Source organism: Blastococcus sp. Marseille-P5729 (assembly GCF_900292035.1).
GTDB lineage: Bacteria > Actinomycetota > Actinomycetes > Mycobacteriales > Antricoccaceae > Cumulibacter.
This window is the reverse complement of record NZ_OMPO01000002.1, coordinates 777808-796451: the sequence shown is the minus strand read 5'-3', so window position 1 is coordinate 796451 and position 18644 is coordinate 777808. Positions and strand designations below refer to the sequence as shown.

Below are 18644 nucleotides of genomic sequence, written 5' to 3'. Positions count from 1 at the left end.
CTCCAGTGCTCGGCTCGTCGAGCGAGTCGGGTCCAGATGCAGCGGAGATCGCGCAAACCTCCCGCCCGCTGCGCCGCGAGATCCAGCGCGACATCGAGGACCCGCTGTCGGAGAAGATCCTCTATGGCGAGATCGAGCCCGGATCGGTCATCAAGGTCGACGCGATCGACGCCGACGGCAAGTCCATCCCGACCGAGAAGATCCTCGCCGCGGAGAAGAACGGCCTGTTCGACTTCCACTTCGGCTTCAGCAGCGAGAAGCGGGCCGAGCCGGTGAAGGTCGGCGCGGACGACGCCAGCACCACCATCGACCAGATCGGCGGCACCGGTGCTGTTCCGGAGGCTTCTCCAGGGTCGTCGCCTGACCACGGGACGCCGTCCGGTGACAGCGCCGGCGGAGGCGCCACCATCTAGGGCCGGTCCTGCCTGCGACGTTCTGCTTCTGCGGGGCAGTGGGGCGCGCTATCTAACCGATAGCGTGCTCCACTGCCCCGCAGATTGCATTCCGAGGCGATGCTGCTCGGCCGCGTCTCCTACCAGGAGTTCGCGCCGGTCTGGCCGTCGATGACCGAGGAGTTCGGCAAGTACAACGCCATGCCGAAGTACGTCGTCTCGACGACGCTCCCCGAGTCGGACGACGGCACCTGGGAGGCACCGCACGTGCTGCGCTCGCTGGACGACGTCCGCGCACTGAAGGAGACCGACGGCGGACCGATCATCGTGCATGGCAGCGCGACTCTCGCTATCGAGCAGGAGGCCTACGGCAACGGCGTGCTGAAGCTGGTGTACGACGTGGCGTAGCGGTCTGGGGCTGTCGACTGGCGGCTGCGCCGCGGTCTGCTGGTGGTGTCTGCCGCCGCCCGCCAGGCGCCGGTGACCCGCGTTCGTAAGAGAATCGGGGGAGGGTCGGGGCGGCGCCGGAACGGCCACTCGCCGACGAGCCGTCGTAGGGTTCCCCTTGACGACCGGCGATGAGGATGACGATGACCAAGAAGCTGCTGTGGGTGCTGCTCGGCATCGTCGCTGCCGTCGTCGCCGTGGTCTTCGCGATCGGTGCTCCCATCACTTTCGGGATGACCCGCGAGTACCCCGAGCCCGAGCAACCCGATCCGGCGATCGCACAGGGCATCGAGGAACAGCTCGAGCAGCAGCCTGGCGTCGCGCAGGTGACGGTGGTCGTGGAGCGCGAGTGCATCGACAGGTGCAAGGGTTGGCGGCCGCATTACCAGGCCACAGTCGATCTCGTTCCGTCGACCACCGCCGAGCAGGTGCAGCAGATCGTCGCCACCCACGACGCGTCCAGTGCCGAGCGGTTGCCGTCGGAGTTCACCGACCGAGGCGGCCCCGCTGTCACGCTCCGCTTCGATGACCAGCACTCCCTCGAGGTACGCGCTGCCGACCACAGCGGATTCAGCACTGCGATGGCGCAGGCATTCGTCGACACCGTCGTGCTGACCACTGCGCGAGCCGCCTATGTCGCATCAGACGACGCCGCTGCCGCGTTCGAGCTCAGCACTCGGCTCGAGGTGGCGACCTGCGCCGACCTCGACGGTGCGGCGCAGACGAGCGTCCCGGTGATCACCGGTGCAGCCACCACTGCGGGAATCCCGTCGGTCGAGGTCCAATTCAGCTGCCCCAGGGCGTACGGGACCGTCGCGGTGGCGGCCGGTACGCCGTACCAGCCCGGCTGGTCGGTCTTCGCCACCCAGATGGTCGACTTCCGGGAGACATACATCGGAGAGCCCGGGGACGACGGCATCGTGCAGGACTTCACGGCGTACGCCTACGAGTCGGAGACCCACCTGGACGTCGAGGTGAACTCCGGGCGCACCCTGCCGGACGAGGGTCACGCGCAGCTTCAGGCGATCGTCGACCAGATGGCCGCCGCCGGCGTCCTGAACCCCACCATCTCCATCACCCAGTTCTGACCCCGATTTTGGATTGAAGCGCTCGCTCAGCGAGCGCTTCAATCCAAAATCGGGCTAAGGGAGGGTGTAGGTGCCGTCGGGAGTGCGGACGGCGAGACCATCGGCCAGGAGGCCGGCGAGGGCTCGCTCCCGCTGCTCGCCATCGCTCCAGACGACGTCTAGCTGCGCCTTCGCGACGCTGCCCTCGTTGCCGCGCAGTACGTCCATCAGCAGTCCACGCACCTGCCGGTCGGTTCCGGCGAATCGCTGCACCCGTTTCGGTGGACCGTCGTACTCCGGCTTCCCCGCCGCCACCCACGCGCACGCGCTGACGATCGGGCAGTCGGCGCACCGGGGATTCTTCGCCGTACACACCAGGGCGCCGAGCTCCATGAGCGCGATCGACAGCTTTGCCGCCTCCGCGGGGGCGTCGGGCAGCATCGACTCGACCAGCGCGAAGTCGGCCTTCGTCGTGCTCGGGCCGGCGTCCGCAGCGCCCAGCACGGCGCGGTGCACGACGCGCCGCACGTTGGTGTCGACCACCGCCACCCGCCGCCCGAAAGCGAAGGCGCAGATCGCCGCCGCCGTGTACTCGCCGACACCGGGCAGCCCGCGAAGATCCGACAGAGCGCTTGGTATGACGCCGTTGTAGGACTCGGTGATCTCGGCCGCCGCCGCATGCAACCGCAGCGCTCGGCGCGGATAACCGAGCTTGCCCCACATCCGCACCGCCTCGCCGATGCTCGCCGCGGCCAGGTCGGACGGCGCCGGCCACTTCGCCATCCACGCCTCGAACGCCGGGATCACCCGCGACACCGGCGTCTGCTGCAGCATGAACTCGCTGACCATCACCGCCCACGGCGTCGCGCCCGGACCGCGCCAGGGCAGCTCGCGGGCGTGGTCGTCGTACCAGTCGCTGATCGCGGCCACCAGCGCGTCGTCGGACGAAGGCATGGCGACCATCCTGCCCGCTTCCGGGTGACTGGCGCTGCTGAAAACGCAGCGGCAGAAGCAAGACGAGGGTCACTATCCCGATGCCCGGCCGCAGACGCTGCGTTTTCAACCGCTCCTTTGCCGGACCCACGGGGGCAGACGGAGTCTCGACGGATCCGGGCTGCTACGGCGTTTGCTACCCGGACTTGAGCCGTCCACGACCTAGATTTGAAGACGTGCTCGAACCAGTCGGACCACTCCACCCCTCGGTGTACTGGCGCCGGCGCATTGCTGCGCTGGTGGCGGTCGTCCTGGCCGTGATCGTGTTCTTCTGGGTCACCGCGCGGATCTTCGGAGGGGACGACGCACCGGCCTCGGCCGCAACCAAGACTTCCTCCTCGGCGGACGCCGGATCCTCGGCGAGCGAGGGTGATGGTTCGAGCGGCTCCGATGCGAGTACTTCTGGCGCCAGCGGCTCGGGCGTCAGCGGCTCGGCCGCGGCGGCCTCGGGCGCTTCGGATGCGTCGGCGTCCGGGGCGCAGCAGCCCAGCGAGCCTACGCCGAGGACTTCCGCGGAGCCTGCGCCGGCCACCGAGCCCGCTCCGGCGCCGGCACCCCCGGCTCCGCCCGCTGCCCCCGCCGTGTGTGAGGCTGCGCAAATCGTCGTCCAGGCGGGCATCGCGACCTCACCGATCCGCTCGGGCGACAAGCCGACGCTCGTGCTGAGCGTCACCAACGCCGGTGGGACCGAGTGCCTGCGCAACCTGAATGCGGCCAACCAGGAGCTGCTGGTGTACGCCGCGGACGGTACTCGCCTGTGGTCCAGCAACGACTGCTATCCGGAGTCCTCCGACGACACCCGGCTGCTCGCGCCCGGACAGAAGGTCGACTTCTCGCTGGTCTGGGCCGGCAAGACGTCGTCGCCGGGCTGCTCGACCCCGCGCCAGACGCTCGGCGCCGGCAGCTATCTGCTCGAGGCCGTCCAGGACGGCGTCGTTAGCGAGCGGGTCCCCTTCACCATCGAGCCGTAACCGGTACTTGCCGTCGCGGATCGGTGTGGCGTGCGGTTGCGGCAGGGGCGAATTCGCTAGCGCCGAGATAAACCTCGGTCACCGGAAAACGCGGCCAGAGAACGCCCCTGCTAAAGGTGGCGGTCGAGGATGGTGGTCTCGGCCAGGCGAGAGAGGCTCTCGCGGATGCCGCGGGCCCGGGTCTCGCCGACGCCCTCCACCTCGGTCAGCTCCTCGGGAGTGGCGGCCAGCAGTCGCTGCAGGGTGCCGAAGTGATCGACGAGCCGCTCGATGACCGGCACCGGTAACCGTGGAACCCGAGCCAGCAGCCGATACCCGCGTGGGCTCACCGCCTCGTCCAGCGATTCCGGCGTCCCGGCGAAACCGAGGGCGACGCTCATCGCCGCGAGGTCGATCAGGTCCGCCGACGGCATCCCCTCAAGCTGCTCGAGCACGCTCTCGACGCTCCGCGCCCGGCGGCCGGCGACCAGATAGTCGCGTACGATCAGCGCTCGCTCGTCGACGACCCCGGCCATCAGCTCCTCGAGCTGGAGAGCCGGCAGCCTGCCGTCGGTGCCGAGCTCGCTGACGTACCCGGCGATCTCCTCGGAGATCCGAGTGACCATCTCCAGCCGCTGGCTCACCGCGGCCACGTCCCGAACTGTCACGAGATCCTCGATCTCCAGCGCAGAAAGGGTTCCAGCGACTTCATCGAGGCGATGCTTGTACTTCTCCAGCGTCGCGAGCGCCTGGTTTGCCCGGTCCTGCAGCACAGTGGGATGCTCGATGCGGTGCCGCTCGCCGTCCGCGTACAAGGTGATCGCGTTCATTGACTGGCTCACCGCGATGACCGGTACGCCGGTCTGCACCGCGACTCGCTGCGCGGTTCGGTGCCGCGTCCCGGACTCGTCGGTGCTCACGGACGCGTCGGGCATCAGGTGGACGCTGGCCCGCACGATCCGCGTACCGTCGCTGGAGAGGACGACGGCGCCGTCCATCTTGCACAGCTCGCGAAGCCGGGTTGCCGAGAACTCCGTGTCGATGGGGAAGCCGCCGGTGCAGAGTCCTTCGACAGCGCGGTTCCAGCCGAGGACGATCAGCCCGCCGGTGCGGCCGCGCAGGATCCGGTCCAGACCCTCGCGCAGGGCCGTTCCCGGCGCCATCGAGGCGAGGATCGAGCGGAGCATGACGTCCTATCGAGGCGGGGTACGAAGCGGCGTGACTGACCCGCTCATGCTATCGCTGCGCCCGACGTGACCGGGAGGCCAGCCGTGCGAGCCAGCCGTCGGTCCACCCCGGCGTCGGCGCCTACCCTGTCGCCGATCCTGCCCCGGCCCCAGGCCGAGCCGGCAGGCCTGCCGCGAGCAGCGCCTCACGCAGGCTGCGCACCTCTACGACCCGTAGGCCTGCCGGTGCCTTGCCCGTACCCGGTGGCACGATCGCCGTCTTGAAACCCATCCGCGCGGCTTCGGTGAGCCGCCGCGACACGCCCGTCACGCGGCGGATGTCGCCGGCCAGACTGACCTCGCCGAACGCCACGAGGGACGGCGGCAGCGGCTTGCTGCGCAGGTCGGAGGCGAGCGCCAGCGCGATCGCCAGATCGGCAGCCGGTTCGGTGACCTTGACGCCCCCGACCGTCGCGACGAAGACGTCGCGATCGCCGAGTGGATAGCCGGAGCGCGCCAGCACGGCCAGGCTCATCGCTACCCGCGAGGAGTCCAGTCCGCTGACCGAGCGGCGCGGCGACGGGATCTGGCTCGGGTTGGTCAGGGCCTGTACCTCGGTGGGGATCGGACGGCGTCCCTCGACAGCGATCGTGATGCAGGTGCCTTCGACGGTGTCCTTGCGGTCGCTGATGAACAGCCCGGAGGGGTCGGCGAGGCCGCGGATTCCGTCGTCGACCATCTCGAAGCAGCCGACCTCGTCAGCGGCGCCGTACCGGTTCTTGATCGCACGCACCATCCGCAGGGTCGAGTGCCGGTCACCCTCGAAGTGCAGGACGACGTCCACGAGGTGCTCGAGCATCCGGGGCCCAGCGATCGAGCCGTCCTTCGTGACGTGCCCGACGAGGACGGCGGCGATGCCGCGTTCCTTCGCCAGCGCGATCACCGCGGCTGCGACCGCGCGCACCTGCGTGATGCCGCCCGCGGAGCCGTCGACGGTGGGGGAGGCGAGGGTCTGCACCGAGTCCACGACGAGCAGGCCGGGCCGTACGGCGTCCACATGCCCGATGAGCGCCGACAGGTCGGTCTCCGACGCGAGGTAGAGGGACGGCGCGAGCGCGCCCGTTCGCTCGGCGCGCAGTCGCACCTGTGAGGCGGACTCCTCACCGGTGACGATCAGCGCCTTGCGGTCGGCGTCCGCGAACTTGCTCGCGACCTCCAGCAGCAGGGTGGACTTGCCGACTCCCGGCTCGCCCGCAAGCAGCACCACCGAGCCGGGCACGAGACCTCCGCCGAGCACCCGGTCGAGCTCGCTGACGCCGGTCGGCCGGGCGCGGGCCGCCTCGACGTCCACCTGGCGGATCGGCTTCGCGGGAGCGCTGACGGCGCCGGCGGTGAGGCTGCGCAGCGCGGCCGAGCCGCCGCCGGACTCCTCAAGCGTGCCCCACGACTGGCACTCCGGGCACCGCCCGAACCAGCGTGCGGTGACGTTGCCGCATTCGGAGCACTTGTAGCTCTGCTTGACCTTTCCTGCCATGCGCTCCACTCTGCCTCAGCGCCCAGACAAAACAGCAGACGCCCGGCCAGCCGGCCGGGCGTCTGTCTGGAAGCTGTGCAACGGGGTTAGTGACCCCCGCCCTCACCCTCCTTGGGGTGGTACTGCTGCTCGGGATCGCGCGGGACGTCCTCCCACTCGACGGCGATGGGCACCTCGATCTCGACGTCCCCGGCCTCACGGAAGCTGATCGTGACCGGGATCAGCGTGGTCGGGTAGGCCTCGTCGGCCAGGGTGGCGGTGACGGTGGCCTCGCCCTGGTCGCCGCCGATCACGAGCATGCCGTCGGCCGGCACTGTGAGCGCGCCCTCGGCCGAGGGGGCCTCGGAGTTGGTGTCCGCATCGCCCTCGGGGGCGCCGCTCTGACCCGCGCTACCGCCGCCTCCGGAGATGGTGGCTTCCGCGCCGTCCACCGTGATGCTGGTGATCTCGTCGGCCGCGCCAGTGCTGGTCACGACCATCTCCATCTCCACCTCGGCGCCGGCCTCGTACTTGCCGTCCTCGCCGGGCGAGACGAAGTGCGCGTTGAGAATGCGCAGGTCACCGGTCTCGGCGGTCGATCCCTCGACCGCGGGGCGCTTCTCGGTTGTCTGGGCATGCTGGCCAGCCGAGCAACCGGTCAGCGCCAGGCCCACCGCCATCGGAAGGGCGATCGCGGCGGCAGCCAGGCGGGAACGGCGCGCGCTGCGGCGCGGTGCGGCGGTCAGGCTCACGACAGACTCCTCGATCTTGGTGCAAGCGTCTTCGCAATAGAGTAGTGCGAGGACCTCACGGGGATGTCACCGGCACGCGTCATTTGGCTCATCCACGATCGCCCCGCGCTCTGCCTGGCTGCCCTTCCTTCGTAGTGCGCAGCAAATTTTTGCGCAGATGTCAAACCGGAGTTGCTCATGAAAACCGCCGCTGACCTGGCAAAACGTCGAACCTCTCAACTTTTCTCGTCGTTCATGGCGTGTTAGAATTGACACAACCCGATAGGAGATAAGCAAATATGGAATTCAACATCGGCGAGACCGTGGTCTACCCCCATCACGGGGCGGCACTGATCGAAGCGATTGAGAAGCGCACCATCAAGGGCGAAGAGAAGACCTATCTGGTTCTCAAAGTTCAGCAGGGTGACCTGACCGTGCGCGTGCCCGCGGACAACGCCGAGGTCGTCGGTGTTCGTGACGTTGTCGGCCAGGAGGGTCTGGACCGGGTCTTCGAGGTGCTTCGTGCGCCGCACACCGAGGAGCCGACGAACTGGTCGCGTCGGTACAAGGCGAACGTCGAGAAGCTTGCCTCCGGAGATGTCAACAAGGTCGCTGAGGTAGTCCGCGACCTGTGGCGGCGGGACAAGGAGCGCGGGCTGTCCGCCGGCGAGAAGCGGATGCTGGCCAAGGCCCGTCAGATCCTGGTCTCGGAGCTCGCGCTCGCTGAGGACACCACCGAGGAGAAGGCGGAGATCCTCCTCGACGAGGTTCTCGACTCCTAATCGGAGCAGCACTCTTCGATGCAGTGGACTGATCTGTACATCGCGAGTGCTGGCATGAAGGTCGCCTGCCGGCTGACGTCGGCGGGCGACCTTCACTCTTTCTCCGGCACAGTGGCGATCGGGCCGGACGCCGACGTCCTACCCGCGTTGGCAGATCAGGTGACGCGCTGGGCTGGACAGGCCGAGGCGTGGGTGAGCACGACGCCGATGCCGGAGACCGTCAAGGACGTCGACGCCGACGGTCTGGTGCGCGCGACGGTGCCGCGTGAAGAGCTGGCGATCGCCGGTTACCCGATTGTCGCTGAATCGACGATTCTCGATGGAGCTGATCCCGAAGCACTCTTGCGGAATCTTCTGGAGCGTGCGGGACCGCTGAACTCGCTGCCCGCCTGACCCCTGCGGCTTCAGAGAAGCCGCGGGCGACACCGTGACTCGGTCGCAAGCGCATGGCTCATCCGACGGTCGTCAACGGCGGCCGGAGGCTCGTGGCTCATCCGACGGTCGTCGACGGCAGCCGGTGGTTGGTGGAGACGCGGCGGGGTGCACTGGTGTCAACGACCAGCGTCCTTGTCGTGCAGGCCGGTGAGCGTCGCCTCAGCGACCGATAGATCCGCCGCATAGGTGATCTTCAGGTTCTGCTCCTCGCCAGGCACCGCCCGTACGTCGTACCCGGCACGCTCCAGGTACGACGCCGTGTCGGTGCCGATATACCCGGCGCTTTGCGCATCGTCGTACGCCGCTAGCAACCACGCGGCCGGACCGCCCTGCGGCGTCTGCGCCCTCATCAGATGCCCTGGCGCGGCGGAGATCCGCGACGCCGCGATGTGCACCAGCGGGGGAGCCTCCAGAGTCGGGACGACTCCCTCGACGCGAGCGCTGCGTACGACCCGATCGATGAGACCCGGTGACACGCACGGCCGGGCGCCGTCGTGGATCACCACTGACGCAACGGATCGAGCCGTGATCTCGGCGCGCAGCAGGTCGAGCGCGGCCCGTTCGCTGTCGGCGCGCTCGGCGCCGCCCTCAATGACATCGCGGACACCGTACGTCTCGGCGATTCGGCCGAGCTCGTCGAGGTCGTCGCGATGCCCGACCAGCACGACGCGGTCGATCGAGGGATGTGTGGCGAAAGCGGCGATGGACCAGCCGATGACGGGCCGTCCCGCGAGGTCCAGCAGCACCTTGTTGCGATCGGCGCCGACGCGCGTGCCGCGCCCTCCGGCGAGCACCACTGCGACTGAGAAGCTCATGATCAGCCGAGCCTACTGCGGCCGGGGCGGCCGCCATGCGGTCAGGAGGCCGGTGGGCTCCAGCGGGGATCGCGGCCGAGGAAGGCGAACAGCCTCTCCTGCTCGGTCGCGTCGTCCGGCACGGGCTGCTGTTCGCCGAACTGACCGGTCGGCCGCAGGAACTCCTCGGCGGCGCGCATCCCCTCGTAGGCGTCGTGCACCATGTCGGGATCGAGCCGGTCGGGCTGACCGGTCGCGCGGGCCAGATCCCAGGTATGCAAGAAGACGTCTCCGGTGAAGATGCGATCGATGATCACCGGCAGGGGGTTTTCGCCGGTGTTCGGGTTCGCGTGGATGATCTCCATCGACGCCGGATCGTCGAAGATGGCCTGCACCTGACGATCGAGGTTCTCCCACGCCCCGACCGGATCCTTGGACGCCGGCGGCCCGGGGTCGAGCTGCACGGCGCTGCTGAGGACGGCGGGCAGCCAGGTGGCGAGGTGGTCGACGATGTCGCGCGCCGTCCACTCCTTGACCGGCGTCGGAACGTCCCAGTCGCTGACCGCCCGGACCCGGCGGTCGAACTCGGAGGCGATCGCCCGGTACTTCTCGGCGAGCGCGCGCTGGGGGAGCGGGCTGAGCGCAGCCGCGTCGCTTGCGATCAGGTCGTCGAGCTTCGCGTATCCCTCGTTGACGCCGACGTCCATGCCGCTCTGGAGCCACGCATCCCTGCCCTCGAAGGAATCGACCAGCGACTGGGCATGCAGCCGGGTCCGGCCGTCGCCGAGGTCCTCGAAGGTCATCGTCTCCAACGACACGGCGTCTGGCATGCCCTCCCAGGTGAAGGTCTGGACGATCCGGTCGGGGCGGACCTCGTGGAAGCAGCCCCGGAAGGCGAACTCCTCGCCGGCCCGCAGGTTCAGGAACCGCCATGACCCGCCGCTGCGCGCGTCCCAGTAGTCGATCCGGGTCTGTACCGAGTGCGGGCCGACCCACGCGGCGTACAGGTCCGGGTCGGTGTGGGCGCGGAACAGCTGCGCCGGCGTCGCCTTGAAGTCGCGGGTGATGCGGATCAGTGGCACGTGCTCAGCGGCCTCGATCCGGGCGGTCGTGATGTGGTCATTGGTGCTCATCGGTGCTCTCCTCTCGAACGGGGGTGGGTTTGCTCGTTCTGTTCCATCTCGTCCTGCGCCATGCGGGCCAGGACGTCGTCGAGCCGGGAGAAGCGCTCCTCGGCCTGTCGCTGATATCGCTCGATCCAGGTGGTCAGCTCGCCGAGCGCCTCGGCCTCCAGGTGTGCCGGACGCCGCTGGGCGTCGCGACGGCGGGAGACGAGGCCGGAGTCCTCCAGCACCTTCAGATGCTTGCTGATCGCCTGCAGGCTTACGTCGTACGGCGCGGCCAGCTCGCCCACCGTCGCGTCGCCGATCGAGAGCCGGACGACGATGTCGCGCCGGATCGGATCGGCCAGCGCGGCGAACGCCCGGGACAGAGTGTCTGTCATCGCGCCCCTTTCTCAACCGATCGGTTGAGAAAACCGTAGGCCTTGGTGCCGACAGTTGTCAACCAGACGGTTGAATATCCGCGGTTGGTGGCCATCTACGCTGGGCGCATGATCGTCCCGCGCGTCGGCACCGGCACCGACATCCACGCCATCGAGATCGGTCGCGAGTGCTGGGTGGCGGGCCTGCGGTGGGACGGCGTCGACGGTTGCGCCGGGCACTCGGACGCCGACGTGGCGTGCCACGCACTCTGCAACGCGCTGCTGGCCGCCGCCCAGCTGGGCGACCTGGGAGCGGTCTTCGGAACCGGCCGACCGGAGTGGGCCGGTGCGTCCGGCGTCCAGCTGCTGACCGAGTGCGTGCGGCTCGTGCGCGACGCGGGCTTCGAGATCGGCAACGCCTCGGTGCAGATCGTCTGCAATACCCCCAAGATCGGCACGCGGCGCGACGAGGCGCAGGCCCTCCTGAGTGAGGTCATCGGGGCGCCGGTGTCGGTCGCCGGCGCCACCACCGACGGGCTGGGCTATCCCGGCCGCGAGGAGGGCCGCCTGGCCAATGCCGTCGCGCTGATCTACCCCCGCTCGTCGTCCGTCTCCTGACCCCGCCGTCCGCCCTTGTGGTTCTGCGGGGCAGTGGAGCACGCTACGGGGCCGAAAGCGGTCTGCCCAGCCCCGCAGAACGGAGTTGACAGGGTGGTCAGGTCGCCGGTGGGGCGTTATCGTCGAGGCGGAGAAGTTCGTCTTGCTAACTAGTCAGGAGCGCACATGAGCGACAGCGAGCTCGTCAAGGTAGAGATCACCGACGGCGTCGGCGTGATCACCATCAACCGTCCCGAGGCCAAGAACGCGGTCAACCTGGGTGTCGCCCAGGGCGTAGCCGATGCCGTCGACAAGCTCGAGGCCGACGACTCGGTCGTCGCGCTGATCATCACCGGCGCCGGCGGCACCTTCTGCTCCGGCATGGACCTGAAGGCCTTCGCCAAGGGCGAGCGCCCCTCGATCCCGGGCCGCGGGTTCGCCGGCCTCACCGAGGCCGAGATCGCCAAGCCGCTGATCGCCGCCGTCGAGGGTTACGCGCTCGCGGGCGGGTGCGAGCTGGCCCTCGCCGCCGACATCATCGTCGCGGCAAAGACCGCTCAGTTCGGCATCCCGGAGGCCAAGCGCGGCCTCGTCGCTGCCGCGGGCGGCGTCCTCAAGCTCGCCAAGACCATGCCGTACGGCGCCGCCATGGAGCTCGCGCTGACTGGCGACTTCATCAAGGCCGAGCGCGCTCAGGAGCTCGGCCTGGTCACCCGCGTGGCCGAGGAGGGCAAGGCGCTCGACGAGGCGCTTGAGCTGGCCAAGAAGATCGCCCAGAACGGACCGCTCGCCGTCAAGGCCTCCAAGCAGCTCGTCTCGGGCTCGATCAAGTGGATCGACAAGGACCTGCTGGCCTGGCAGGCCGACATCATCGACCCGGTCTTCAAGAGCGAGGACGCCATCGAGGGCGCGACCGCGTTCGCCGAGAAGCGCGCCCCGCAGTGGAAGGGCAAGTAGCCCTCTCAATAGGACTCCTCGATGCCCGTCTGGACGCCGCGACCCGGCGTCCGGGCGGGCATCGCCGTCCCTGTCGGTCCGTCGGCCAGGATCCGTAGGACGACGTCGCCGGGCGATAACGAACATGATTCGGTCGTCAATTAAACGGCGTTCAACTCTTGTGATCGCTATCACTAGCGGATAGCGTTCGGTCATGCGACTCAAAGTTGATCCCGAGGCCTGCCAAGGCCACAACCGCTGCAAGGTACTCGCACCCGAGCTCGTCGACGTGGACGACGAGGGGTACGCCGTGATCAAGGGTGATGGCGAGGTTCCCGACGACCTGCGCGACAAAGCCCAACTCGCCGTCGACAACTGCCCCGAGTTCGCACTGTCGCTCGAGGAGGACTAGGACGAATGTCAGCCGAACCGCTAGATCTCTCGAAGGGCCCCGGTGAGCCGATGCTCGCCTCCGACGGCCACGAGCTTCCCGAGGGCGTGGTCAAGATGTACCCCTCCAGCCACGGGATCCCGGTCGCCGACTGGGCGACCGACTTCGACCACGCCGACCCGGCGTACAACAAGAACGCGCACGAGATCTGGGACGACCTTCGCGAGAAGTGCCCGATCGCGCACAGCAACCGGTACGGCGGCACCTGGCTGCCGACCACCCACGCCGATGTCCGCGCCATCGCCTACGACACGGACAACTTCACCAGCCGCCAGGTCGTCGTGGTCAACGGTCGCATCGATCCCGCGATGTCGCCGATCGGCCAGGCCCCGCCGATCACCAGCGACCCGCCGTTCCACCAGATGGCGCGCAAGCTGCTGCTGTCGCAGTTCCGCCCCAACAAGATCGATCCGCTAGAGGATGAGATCCGCGAGATCTGCCGCCAGCGCCTCGACGACCTCGGCGAGATCACCCCGGGTGAGACGGTCATCGACGCCGCCACGCAGTACGCGCAGCACATCCCGCCGGCCGTCATCTCGCGGATGCTGGGCTTCCCGCCTGAGGACGACGACAAGTTCCGCTACTTCATCTACAACGTGCTGGAGAACATCGACGCGCCGCCGGAGGAGAAGGCCGCGTTCGGGCTGGAGTTCAACGCCTACCTCGACGAGCAGATCCAGGCGCACGTGGAGAACCCGCGCGACGACCTGACCACCTACCTGCTCAACTCCGAGATCGGCGGCCAGCCGCTGGCGCATGAGACGGTGCGTGGCGCGATCCTGCTGCTGCTGATCGCCGGCATCGACACCACGTGGAGCGCGATCGGCGCCTCGCTCTGGCATCTCGCGCAGAACCCGGCGGACGTCGAGCGGCTGCGAAACGATCCCGACGTCATGATCTTTGCGTTGGAGGAGTTTCTGCGGGCCTACGCGCCGGTCACCATGGCGCGTCTGGTCAAGCAGGACGTCGAGTTCAACGGCTGCCCGATGAAGGAGGAGGACTTCGTCCTGCTTCCCTTCCCGGCCGCCAATCGCGACCCGGAGTTCATCGAGAACGCGGACAAGTTCATCATCGACCGCCAGGTCAACCGGCACTCGGCGTTCGGTCTTGGAATTCATCGCTGCCTGGGATCCAACCTGGCCCGTCTGGAGCTGAAGGTGGCCATCGAGGAGTTCGTGAACCGCTTCCCGGACTTCTCGTTCCCGAAGGACGGCGACCAGACCAAGTGGAGCGTCGGCCAGATCCGCGGCCCCCGATCCATGCCTATACTGATCCGATAAGTCTTCCTCCCGTATCGGGCGCGCATCCTCCCAGAGCGCGCCCGATACGCATGTCTAGACCCGTGCCGACGTCCGCGAGGCACCTCGCTAGGACGACGGATCAAGGACGTCCCCGGATGGTCCGGGATCTATTTGTCCCCGGATGTGGCAAGAACGCCGCATCTGGGGACATCTACCTGCGGGTAACCAGCCTCAGCCGCGGCTGCCGGTGGGTAAGCAGTCTCAGACGAGGCCAGCTTCGTAGGCGGTGATCACGATCTGCACGCGATCACGAGCACCGAGCTTGCGCAGGATCGCCCGCACGTGCGTCTTCACGGTGGTCTCCGACAGGTAGAGCTCGTCGGCGATCTCCGGGTTCGTGAGCCCGCGGGCGATCAGGCGGGTGATCTCGCGCTCGCGCCCGGTGAGCGACCCCACCGCCTGAACCGCCTGGAGCGCCTGGTCGGACGCCGTCCGCGCGGAGCCTTCGACGAAGTGCTGCACGAGCCGGGCCGTCGTGGCCGGGGCCAGCACCGCCTCGCCCGAGGCGACATGTCGGACGGCGGCAATCAGCTCCTCGGCCGGCGCGTCCTTCAGCAAAAAGCCGCTCGCCCCGGCACGCAAGGCATCGAGGGCGTGCTCGTCGAGGTCGAAGGTCGTCAGCACGAGCACCCGCGACTGCGGCTGGTCACGGCAGATCGCCTCCGTGGCGGCGATCCCGTCCATGACGGGCATGCGGACGTCCATTACGACGATGTCGGCCGCGTCCCGCGCGTTCGTCTCGACTGCCTGCCTGCCGTCGTCCGCCTGCCAGACCACCTCGATGTCCGGCTGGGACCCGAGGGCCATGGCGACGCCGCTGCGCAGCAGGGGCTGGTCATCGACGAGCGCTACTCGGATCACTTGACCTCCAAGGGAAGGACGGCGTGGACCACCCAGTCGCCACCGTGCGGGCCCGCGGCGAGGGTACCGCCGACGGCCTCGGCGCGCTGGCGCATCCCGATGACACCGGACCCGGTACCCGAGTCCGTCGCACCGGAAGCCGGGTTGGTCACGGTGATCGCCAGCCCGTCGCTCCAGTCGAGCTCGACCGTCACCGGGCCGGACCCGTGCTTGAGGGCATTGGTGAGCGACTCCTGCACGATCCGGTATGCCGCCAGCGCCACCGCGGCCGCCGGTTGCTGTTGCTCCCCGCGCTCCACCAGCCGGCCTCCCGACTGCTCGACGAGCGCTGGGATCCCGTTGATCCCGGTCAACGGCGCGCCGCGGCGTACGTCGTCTGAACGGAGGACGCCGAGCATGGAGCGCATGTCGGCGAGCGCCGTCCGGCCGGTGGTGCCGATCGTGCGCAGGACGTCGCGGGTCTGCTCGTCGGTAGCGATCATCCGGCCACCCTCGGCCTGCGAGACGATCACCGCGAGCGAGTGCGAGACGACGTCGTGCATCTCGGCGGCGATCCGGGTCCGCTCGTCGGACGCGGCCTGCTCCCGCTCGCGCTGCCGGTCGGCCTCGGTACGGCGGGCGCGCTCCTCGAGCTCGGCGAGGAAGGCCACGCGGGTCGAGCGGAGCCGGCCCAGGGCCCACGCGGCGATCGGGCCGAGGATCGCGACGCCGGCGAGAATCACCGCCGCTCCGGCCCCCGTGCCGACATCAGAGGTCCAGTCCAGCGTGGTGGAAAGCCGCCAGGTCACCGCCGAGGCGCCCAGCAGCGCGGCTCCCAGCGAGATCAGCGCGGTGCGCGCATCACGCCGGAGCGCGACGGCGTACAGGGCGTAGAAGAACAGCAGCGACGACGGCAGCACGATCGCGGGGATCACCTGCTCGGCGAGCGTCAGGTGTGGCGAGAGCGCCAAGGTCGCCATCGCCGCGCAGGCCACCCCGTAGGTCTCGACCGGCCAGCGCCGGCTGGTGAGGAAGACCGCGTGCAGCGCGACGACGGCGACCAGGTCGGCCCACTGCCACGCGGCGCCGAGCGTCGACCCGCGGACGCTGGAGATGCTCGCCGGCAGCAGCACGCCGCTCGCGATCACGAAGACGATCAGGTCGATCGCCTGCGCGTTCCGCTCGGGCTTGCTGGAGCTGAGGTCGACGGTCATCGTGGCCAGCCTAACGAGCCGGCGCGTACGCCTCGGTCGCCGCGCGACGCCGGCGCTCGGCGTACGCGACGGCCGCGACAGCCAGCGCGAGTGCCCACACCGGCCACACCATCTCCGGCAGCCAGGCGCCCCAGTAACGCTCGGCGCCCGCGGGCGCCATCGAGATCTCGCTGCCGGTCACCATCGCGCGGATGAAGTAGGCGCTCGCGGCGGCGACCAGGAACGCCACGCCGCACGCGAACCGCGTCACGAACCGCACCGGCACCGGCTTCCCACCGACGAACGGCATCCACCGCGGAAACACCTCGCCCCACGGCCGCAGCAGCCCGATGGTCAGGACGGCGCCGCCGACGGCGAGCAGCCCGAGCACCAGGCCGTTGTTGACGATGGACTGGATCGACTCGAGGAACTCGGCGTCCAGGCCGAGCGGGATCCCGAGGACCCACGCGATGCGGGTGACGGCGTAGAACAGCGGGCAGGCCGCGGCGATCGCCACCGACGAGTACAGCACCCGCCGTAGCCGAGGGCGGTCGAGGTGCCCGAGCAGATGCTCCCGCGGCCAGGTGCGTCGCGCCAGCCAGAACAGGACGCCGGCCGCGACCAGGATCAGGACCGAGCGCCAGAGCACCCAGGAGCCGAGCACCTCGCCGGCGGCGGGTGCCTTGTCGCTGCCGGTCAGCCAGCCGGCGATCAGGATCGGGAGGTAGGCGACGAGCTGGAGGCTGAACGGGTCGCCCCACAGCGCCAGGACGACGACCCCGAGGGCCGCCAGGAGCAGAGCGGACACAGTACGTGGATTCATGACTCGATCGTCGGCCGCACGGCAGTGCCTGTGCGTCATCCACCGGGTCCGAACCGCTCATCCCGTGGGAGGAGAAATGCCCGCCCCGGCGGCGGCTGGCCGTTACGCTGTCGGGCAACACCGAGCAGGGGGTAGGTCATGGCCGGGTTCCACGACACCGAGAGCAACAGCAGCTCGACCCGGAGGTTCATCATCGACAGCCCCAGTCCGGAGCTCGTTCAGGCGCTCGCCGCCCAGATCGCGCTGCCGCCGGACAGCCCGACGGAGAGCTGGCGAGTCGTGCGGGTGCGCTCCATCGAGGTCGAAGCGCAGATCGAGCGCACGGTCCGGCACGGCAGCCAGGGCACCACGGAGCAGCCGATCATCCTGGACCGGTCCAAGGACCCCCGCCGCTGACCTCCGCGACTGTGGCCCAGGTCGTGGCACCACCCTGACCGCGTGCGCAGGTCGCCCGGTTCAGCGACTACGCGCCCAGGTCGTGGCGTTTCGAGGACTAGCCGGGCAGGTCAGCGCGCAGGACCCGGCCGGCCAGCATCGACACCAGCACAGCGAGGACGCCGGCGGCCACGGTGACCGCGAAGGCCGGGGTCGCGCCGCCGCTGTCGGCCAGTCGGCCGGCGATCGCCGCACCGACGGCGTAGCCGAGACCGGTCGCCGCGGCGAGCAGCGTCATGGCGGCGCCGGTGCGCGCCGGGTCGGTGATCCGCTCGGCGATCGAGAAGTTGGTGATCATGAACGGTGCCACCGCGAACCCGAGCACGATGAGGATGACGACCAGCCAGCCGAGCGAGCCGACCCAGAGCAGCGGCAACGACAGCACGAGCAAGGCGACCGCGAACACCAGCATCCGGCGCGGCAGCGGGAAGCGGTCCGGGATGACCGCCATCGCTACTCCGGCCACGACGCTGCCGACGCCGAGCAGCGCGTGCAGCAGGCCGGTCAGGCCGGGCTGACCGGCGTCGTTGGCGACCACCGAGTTGCCGGTCTGCACCGAGCCGAAGATGATCCCGATGGTCAGCTGAGCGACGGTCAGCACGATAATTCCGGCGGTCAGCAGGCGGCCGGGGGCTCGCTCGTCCGTCGGTCGACGTCCGACCAGCTCGGCGGTGCGGTGCAGCGCGAACGCCGTACCGAAGACCCCGAGCACCGCGGCGGCCAGCAGCACAGCGAAGCCGGGCGAGACCACGGCGATGGCGAGGCCGACCAGCGCCGGGCCGAGCACGAAGGTCGCCTCGTCCGCGGCGCCCTCGTAGGAGAAGGCCGTACTGACCAGCCGGCCCTGGTTGGGCGCGGCGGCGGTCATGGGGCGCCACCGCACCCGCGCGAGCGGACCGACCTGCGGAATCGCCAGGCCCGCGGCCGCAGCCACCACCGCGATCCACGGCCACGGCACGTCCATCCAGGTCAGGACGACGACCGCCGCGAGGCCGACGGCGCCGGCGAGCGACTGGACGAGCGCCACCGGGCGCTGTCCGATCCGGTCGGCGAGCGAGCCGAAGAACGGGGCTCCGACGGCGTTCGCGACGGCGAGCGCTCCGGCGCAGAACCCGCCGATGCCGTAGGAGCCGGTGGCGTCCTGGACCAGCAGCAGCGTGCCGATCTGGCTCATCGCCAGCGGCAGTCGGCCGAAGAAGGCGAAGACGACGTACGACAGGCCGGAGTACGCGAAGAGCTGGCGGTAGGCGGCGATGGCTGACATCGGATGCGGGACCTCAGGGTGCGGCGGGGCGGACGGCGCGCCTACCCACCC

At 69.4% G+C, this 18644-nt stretch carries 22 protein-coding genes; 11 read left to right on the top strand and 11 right to left on the bottom strand.

Going from position 1 to position 18644, the window contains the following annotated elements; all coding sequences use genetic code 11:
* Positions 1 to 5: 5 nt before the first annotated feature.
* From DAA40_RS12350 to DAA40_RS12340, 3 genes are all read left to right on the top strand, one after another.
* Positions 6 to 413: a hypothetical protein gene (locus DAA40_RS12350; RefSeq protein WP_199849734.1), complete on the top strand. Its 408-nt coding sequence runs from the start codon at positions 6 to 8 to the stop codon at positions 411 to 413.
* A gap of 84 nt (positions 414 to 497) precedes the next feature.
* Positions 498 to 800, top strand: a complete 303-nt coding sequence (locus DAA40_RS12345; RefSeq protein WP_255413589.1) for a dihydrofolate reductase family protein — start codon at positions 498 to 500, stop codon at positions 798 to 800.
* Between the two features lie 182 nt (positions 801 to 982).
* A complete protein-coding gene (locus DAA40_RS12340) occupies positions 983 to 1927 on the top strand; it encodes a hypothetical protein (RefSeq protein WP_106849986.1) in 945 nt (314 codons plus the stop codon).
* A gap of 54 nt (positions 1928 to 1981) precedes the next feature.
* On the opposite strand, the gene DAA40_RS12335 is transcribed toward DAA40_RS12340, so the two are convergent.
* On the bottom strand, positions 1982 to 2860 hold the full coding sequence (locus tag DAA40_RS12335; protein ID WP_199849733.1) for an A/G-specific adenine glycosylase: 879 nt from the start codon (positions 2858 to 2860) through the stop codon (positions 1982 to 1984).
* A 215-nt stretch (positions 2861 to 3075) separates the two neighbouring features.
* Between DAA40_RS12335 and DAA40_RS12330 the strand changes: the two genes are divergently transcribed.
* Positions 3076 to 3870, top strand: coding sequence for a hypothetical protein (locus DAA40_RS12330; RefSeq protein WP_158716410.1), 795 nt, complete (start codon positions 3076 to 3078; stop codon positions 3868 to 3870).
* Between the two features lie 110 nt (positions 3871 to 3980).
* Here DAA40_RS12330 and disA read toward each other — a convergent pair whose 3' ends face one another.
* The 3 genes from disA to DAA40_RS12315 form a co-directional block, all read right to left on the bottom strand.
* Positions 3981 to 5036 (bottom strand): DNA integrity scanning diadenylate cyclase DisA, encoded by a 1056-nt coding sequence (gene disA, locus DAA40_RS12325; protein ID WP_106849983.1) that lies wholly within the window; start codon positions 5034 to 5036, stop codon positions 3981 to 3983.
* Positions 5037 to 5157: 121 nt separating this feature from the next.
* A complete protein-coding gene (gene radA, locus DAA40_RS12320) occupies positions 5158 to 6549 on the bottom strand; it encodes a DNA repair protein RadA (RefSeq protein WP_106849982.1) in 1392 nt (463 codons plus the stop codon).
* 86 nt (positions 6550 to 6635) lie between these two features.
* The gene (locus tag DAA40_RS12315; RefSeq protein WP_106849981.1) at positions 6636 to 7280 is read right to left on the bottom strand and encodes a hypothetical protein; all 645 of its coding nucleotides are present in this window, start codon (positions 7278 to 7280) and stop codon (positions 6636 to 6638) included.
* Between the two features lie 278 nt (positions 7281 to 7558).
* Here DAA40_RS12315 and DAA40_RS12310 point away from each other — a divergent pair, with 278 nt between their 5' ends.
* On the top strand, positions 7559 to 8041 hold the full coding sequence (locus DAA40_RS12310) for a CarD family transcriptional regulator (RefSeq protein WP_106849980.1): 483 nt from the start codon (positions 7559 to 7561) through the stop codon (positions 8039 to 8041).
* An 18-nt stretch (positions 8042 to 8059) separates the two neighbouring features.
* Positions 8060 to 8434: a hypothetical protein gene (locus tag DAA40_RS12305; RefSeq protein WP_106849979.1), complete on the top strand. Its 375-nt coding sequence runs from the start codon at positions 8060 to 8062 to the stop codon at positions 8432 to 8434.
* A gap of 158 nt (positions 8435 to 8592) precedes the next feature.
* On the opposite strand, the gene DAA40_RS12300 is transcribed toward DAA40_RS12305, so the two are convergent.
* From DAA40_RS12300 to DAA40_RS12290, 3 genes are read right to left on the bottom strand one after another with little or no spacing between them, the layout of a single operon-like run.
* Positions 8593 to 9291 carry a 2-C-methyl-D-erythritol 4-phosphate cytidylyltransferase gene (locus tag DAA40_RS12300; protein ID WP_106849978.1) on the bottom strand — a complete coding sequence of 233 codons (699 nt, stop codon included), beginning with the start codon at positions 9289 to 9291 and terminating at the stop codon, positions 8593 to 8595.
* A 41-nt stretch (positions 9292 to 9332) separates the two neighbouring features.
* Entirely contained in the window at positions 9333 to 10403 is a 1071-nt protein-coding gene (locus DAA40_RS12295; protein WP_106849977.1) for a TIGR03086 family metal-binding protein, read from the bottom strand.
* Positions 10400 to 10774: a helix-turn-helix transcriptional regulator gene (locus DAA40_RS12290; RefSeq protein ID WP_106849976.1), complete on the bottom strand. Its 375-nt coding sequence runs from the start codon at positions 10772 to 10774 to the stop codon at positions 10400 to 10402. The genes DAA40_RS12295 and DAA40_RS12290 overlap by 4 nt, the downstream gene beginning before the upstream one ends.
* A 108-nt stretch (positions 10775 to 10882) precedes the next feature.
* Between DAA40_RS12290 and ispF the strand changes: the two genes are divergently transcribed.
* From ispF to DAA40_RS12270, 4 genes are all read left to right on the top strand, one after another.
* Positions 10883 to 11371, top strand: a complete 489-nt coding sequence (gene ispF / locus DAA40_RS12285; protein ID WP_106850160.1) for a 2-C-methyl-D-erythritol 2,4-cyclodiphosphate synthase — start codon at positions 10883 to 10885, stop codon at positions 11369 to 11371.
* Between the two features lie 165 nt (positions 11372 to 11536).
* Positions 11537 to 12307 (top strand): crotonase/enoyl-CoA hydratase family protein, encoded by a 771-nt coding sequence (locus DAA40_RS12280; protein WP_106849975.1) that lies wholly within the window; start codon positions 11537 to 11539, stop codon positions 12305 to 12307.
* Between the two features lie 193 nt (positions 12308 to 12500).
* Entirely contained in the window at positions 12501 to 12698 is a 198-nt protein-coding gene (locus DAA40_RS12275) for a ferredoxin (RefSeq protein WP_106849974.1), read from the top strand.
* Between the two features lie 5 nt (positions 12699 to 12703).
* Positions 12704 to 14017 carry a cytochrome P450 gene (locus tag DAA40_RS12270; RefSeq protein ID WP_199849732.1) on the top strand — a complete coding sequence of 438 codons (1314 nt, stop codon included), beginning with the start codon at positions 12704 to 12706 and terminating at the stop codon, positions 14015 to 14017.
* A 222-nt stretch (positions 14018 to 14239) separates the two neighbouring features.
* On the opposite strand, the gene DAA40_RS12265 is transcribed toward DAA40_RS12270, so the two are convergent.
* From DAA40_RS12265 to DAA40_RS12255, 3 genes are read right to left on the bottom strand one after another with little or no spacing between them, the layout of a single operon-like run.
* A complete protein-coding gene (locus DAA40_RS12265; protein ID WP_199849731.1) occupies positions 14240 to 14899 on the bottom strand; it encodes a response regulator transcription factor in 660 nt (219 codons plus the stop codon).
* Positions 14896 to 16092, bottom strand: a complete 1197-nt coding sequence (locus DAA40_RS12260; RefSeq protein WP_106849973.1) for a sensor histidine kinase — start codon at positions 16090 to 16092, stop codon at positions 14896 to 14898. Before DAA40_RS12260 ends, DAA40_RS12265 begins: the two co-directional genes overlap by 4 nt.
* Positions 16093 to 16102: 10 nt before the next feature.
* Positions 16103 to 16894 (bottom strand): hypothetical protein, encoded by a 792-nt coding sequence (locus DAA40_RS12255; protein WP_106849972.1) that lies wholly within the window; start codon positions 16892 to 16894, stop codon positions 16103 to 16105.
* Between the two features lie 138 nt (positions 16895 to 17032).
* On the opposite strand from DAA40_RS12255, the gene DAA40_RS12250 reads away from it, so the two are divergent.
* Positions 17033 to 17290 (top strand): hypothetical protein, encoded by a 258-nt coding sequence (locus DAA40_RS12250; RefSeq protein ID WP_106849971.1) that lies wholly within the window; start codon positions 17033 to 17035, stop codon positions 17288 to 17290.
* Positions 17291 to 17387: 97 nt separating this feature from the next.
* Here the strand turns inward: DAA40_RS12250 and DAA40_RS12245 are convergent, their stop codons facing one another.
* On the bottom strand, positions 17388 to 18593 hold the full coding sequence (locus DAA40_RS12245) for an MFS transporter (RefSeq protein WP_106849970.1): 1206 nt from the start codon (positions 18591 to 18593) through the stop codon (positions 17388 to 17390).
* Positions 18594 to 18644: the final 51 nt, after the last annotated feature.

Excerpts from the sequence above, each read along its gene's own strand:
- DAA40_RS12280 (WP_106849975.1), top strand. The coding sequence starts at position 11,537 with ATGAGCGACAGCGAGCTCGTCAAGGTAGAGATCACCGACGGCGTCGGC.
- DAA40_RS12255 (WP_106849972.1), bottom strand. The coding sequence starts at position 16,894 with ATGAATCCACGTACTGTGTCCGCTCTGCTCCTGGCGGCCCTCGGGGTC.
- DAA40_RS12290 (WP_106849976.1), bottom strand. The coding sequence starts at position 10,774 with ATGACAGACACTCTGTCCCGGGCGTTCGCCGCGCTGGCCGATCCGATC.
- DAA40_RS12340 (WP_106849986.1), top strand. The coding sequence starts at position 983 with ATGACCAAGAAGCTGCTGTGGGTGCTGCTCGGCATCGTCGCTGCCGTC.
- DAA40_RS12245 (WP_106849970.1), bottom strand. The coding sequence starts at position 18,593 with ATGTCAGCCATCGCCGCCTACCGCCAGCTCTTCGCGTACTCCGGCCTG.
- ispF (WP_106850160.1), top strand. The coding sequence starts at position 10,883 with ATGATCGTCCCGCGCGTCGGCACCGGCACCGACATCCACGCCATCGAG.
- DAA40_RS12270 (WP_199849732.1), top strand. The coding sequence starts at position 12,704 with ATGTCAGCCGAACCGCTAGATCTCTCGAAGGGCCCCGGTGAGCCGATG.
- DAA40_RS12310 (WP_106849980.1), top strand. The coding sequence starts at position 7,559 with ATGGAATTCAACATCGGCGAGACCGTGGTCTACCCCCATCACGGGGCG.
- DAA40_RS12305 (WP_106849979.1), top strand. The coding sequence starts at position 8,060 with ATGCAGTGGACTGATCTGTACATCGCGAGTGCTGGCATGAAGGTCGCC.
- DAA40_RS12335 (WP_199849733.1), bottom strand. The coding sequence starts at position 2,860 with ATGCCTTCGTCCGACGACGCGCTGGTGGCCGCGATCAGCGACTGGTAC.
- DAA40_RS12295 (WP_106849977.1), bottom strand. The coding sequence starts at position 10,403 with ATGAGCACCAATGACCACATCACGACCGCCCGGATCGAGGCCGCTGAG.
- radA (WP_106849982.1), bottom strand. The coding sequence starts at position 6,549 with ATGGCAGGAAAGGTCAAGCAGAGCTACAAGTGCTCCGAATGCGGCAAC.
- DAA40_RS12275 (WP_106849974.1), top strand. The coding sequence starts at position 12,501 with ATGCGACTCAAAGTTGATCCCGAGGCCTGCCAAGGCCACAACCGCTGC.
- DAA40_RS12260 (WP_106849973.1), bottom strand. The coding sequence starts at position 16,092 with ATGACCGTCGACCTCAGCTCCAGCAAGCCCGAGCGGAACGCGCAGGCG.
- DAA40_RS12250 (WP_106849971.1), top strand. The coding sequence starts at position 17,033 with ATGGCCGGGTTCCACGACACCGAGAGCAACAGCAGCTCGACCCGGAGG.
- disA (WP_106849983.1), bottom strand. The coding sequence starts at position 5,036 with ATGCTCCGCTCGATCCTCGCCTCGATGGCGCCGGGAACGGCCCTGCGC.
- DAA40_RS12300 (WP_106849978.1), bottom strand. The coding sequence starts at position 9,291 with ATGAGCTTCTCAGTCGCAGTGGTGCTCGCCGGAGGGCGCGGCACGCGC.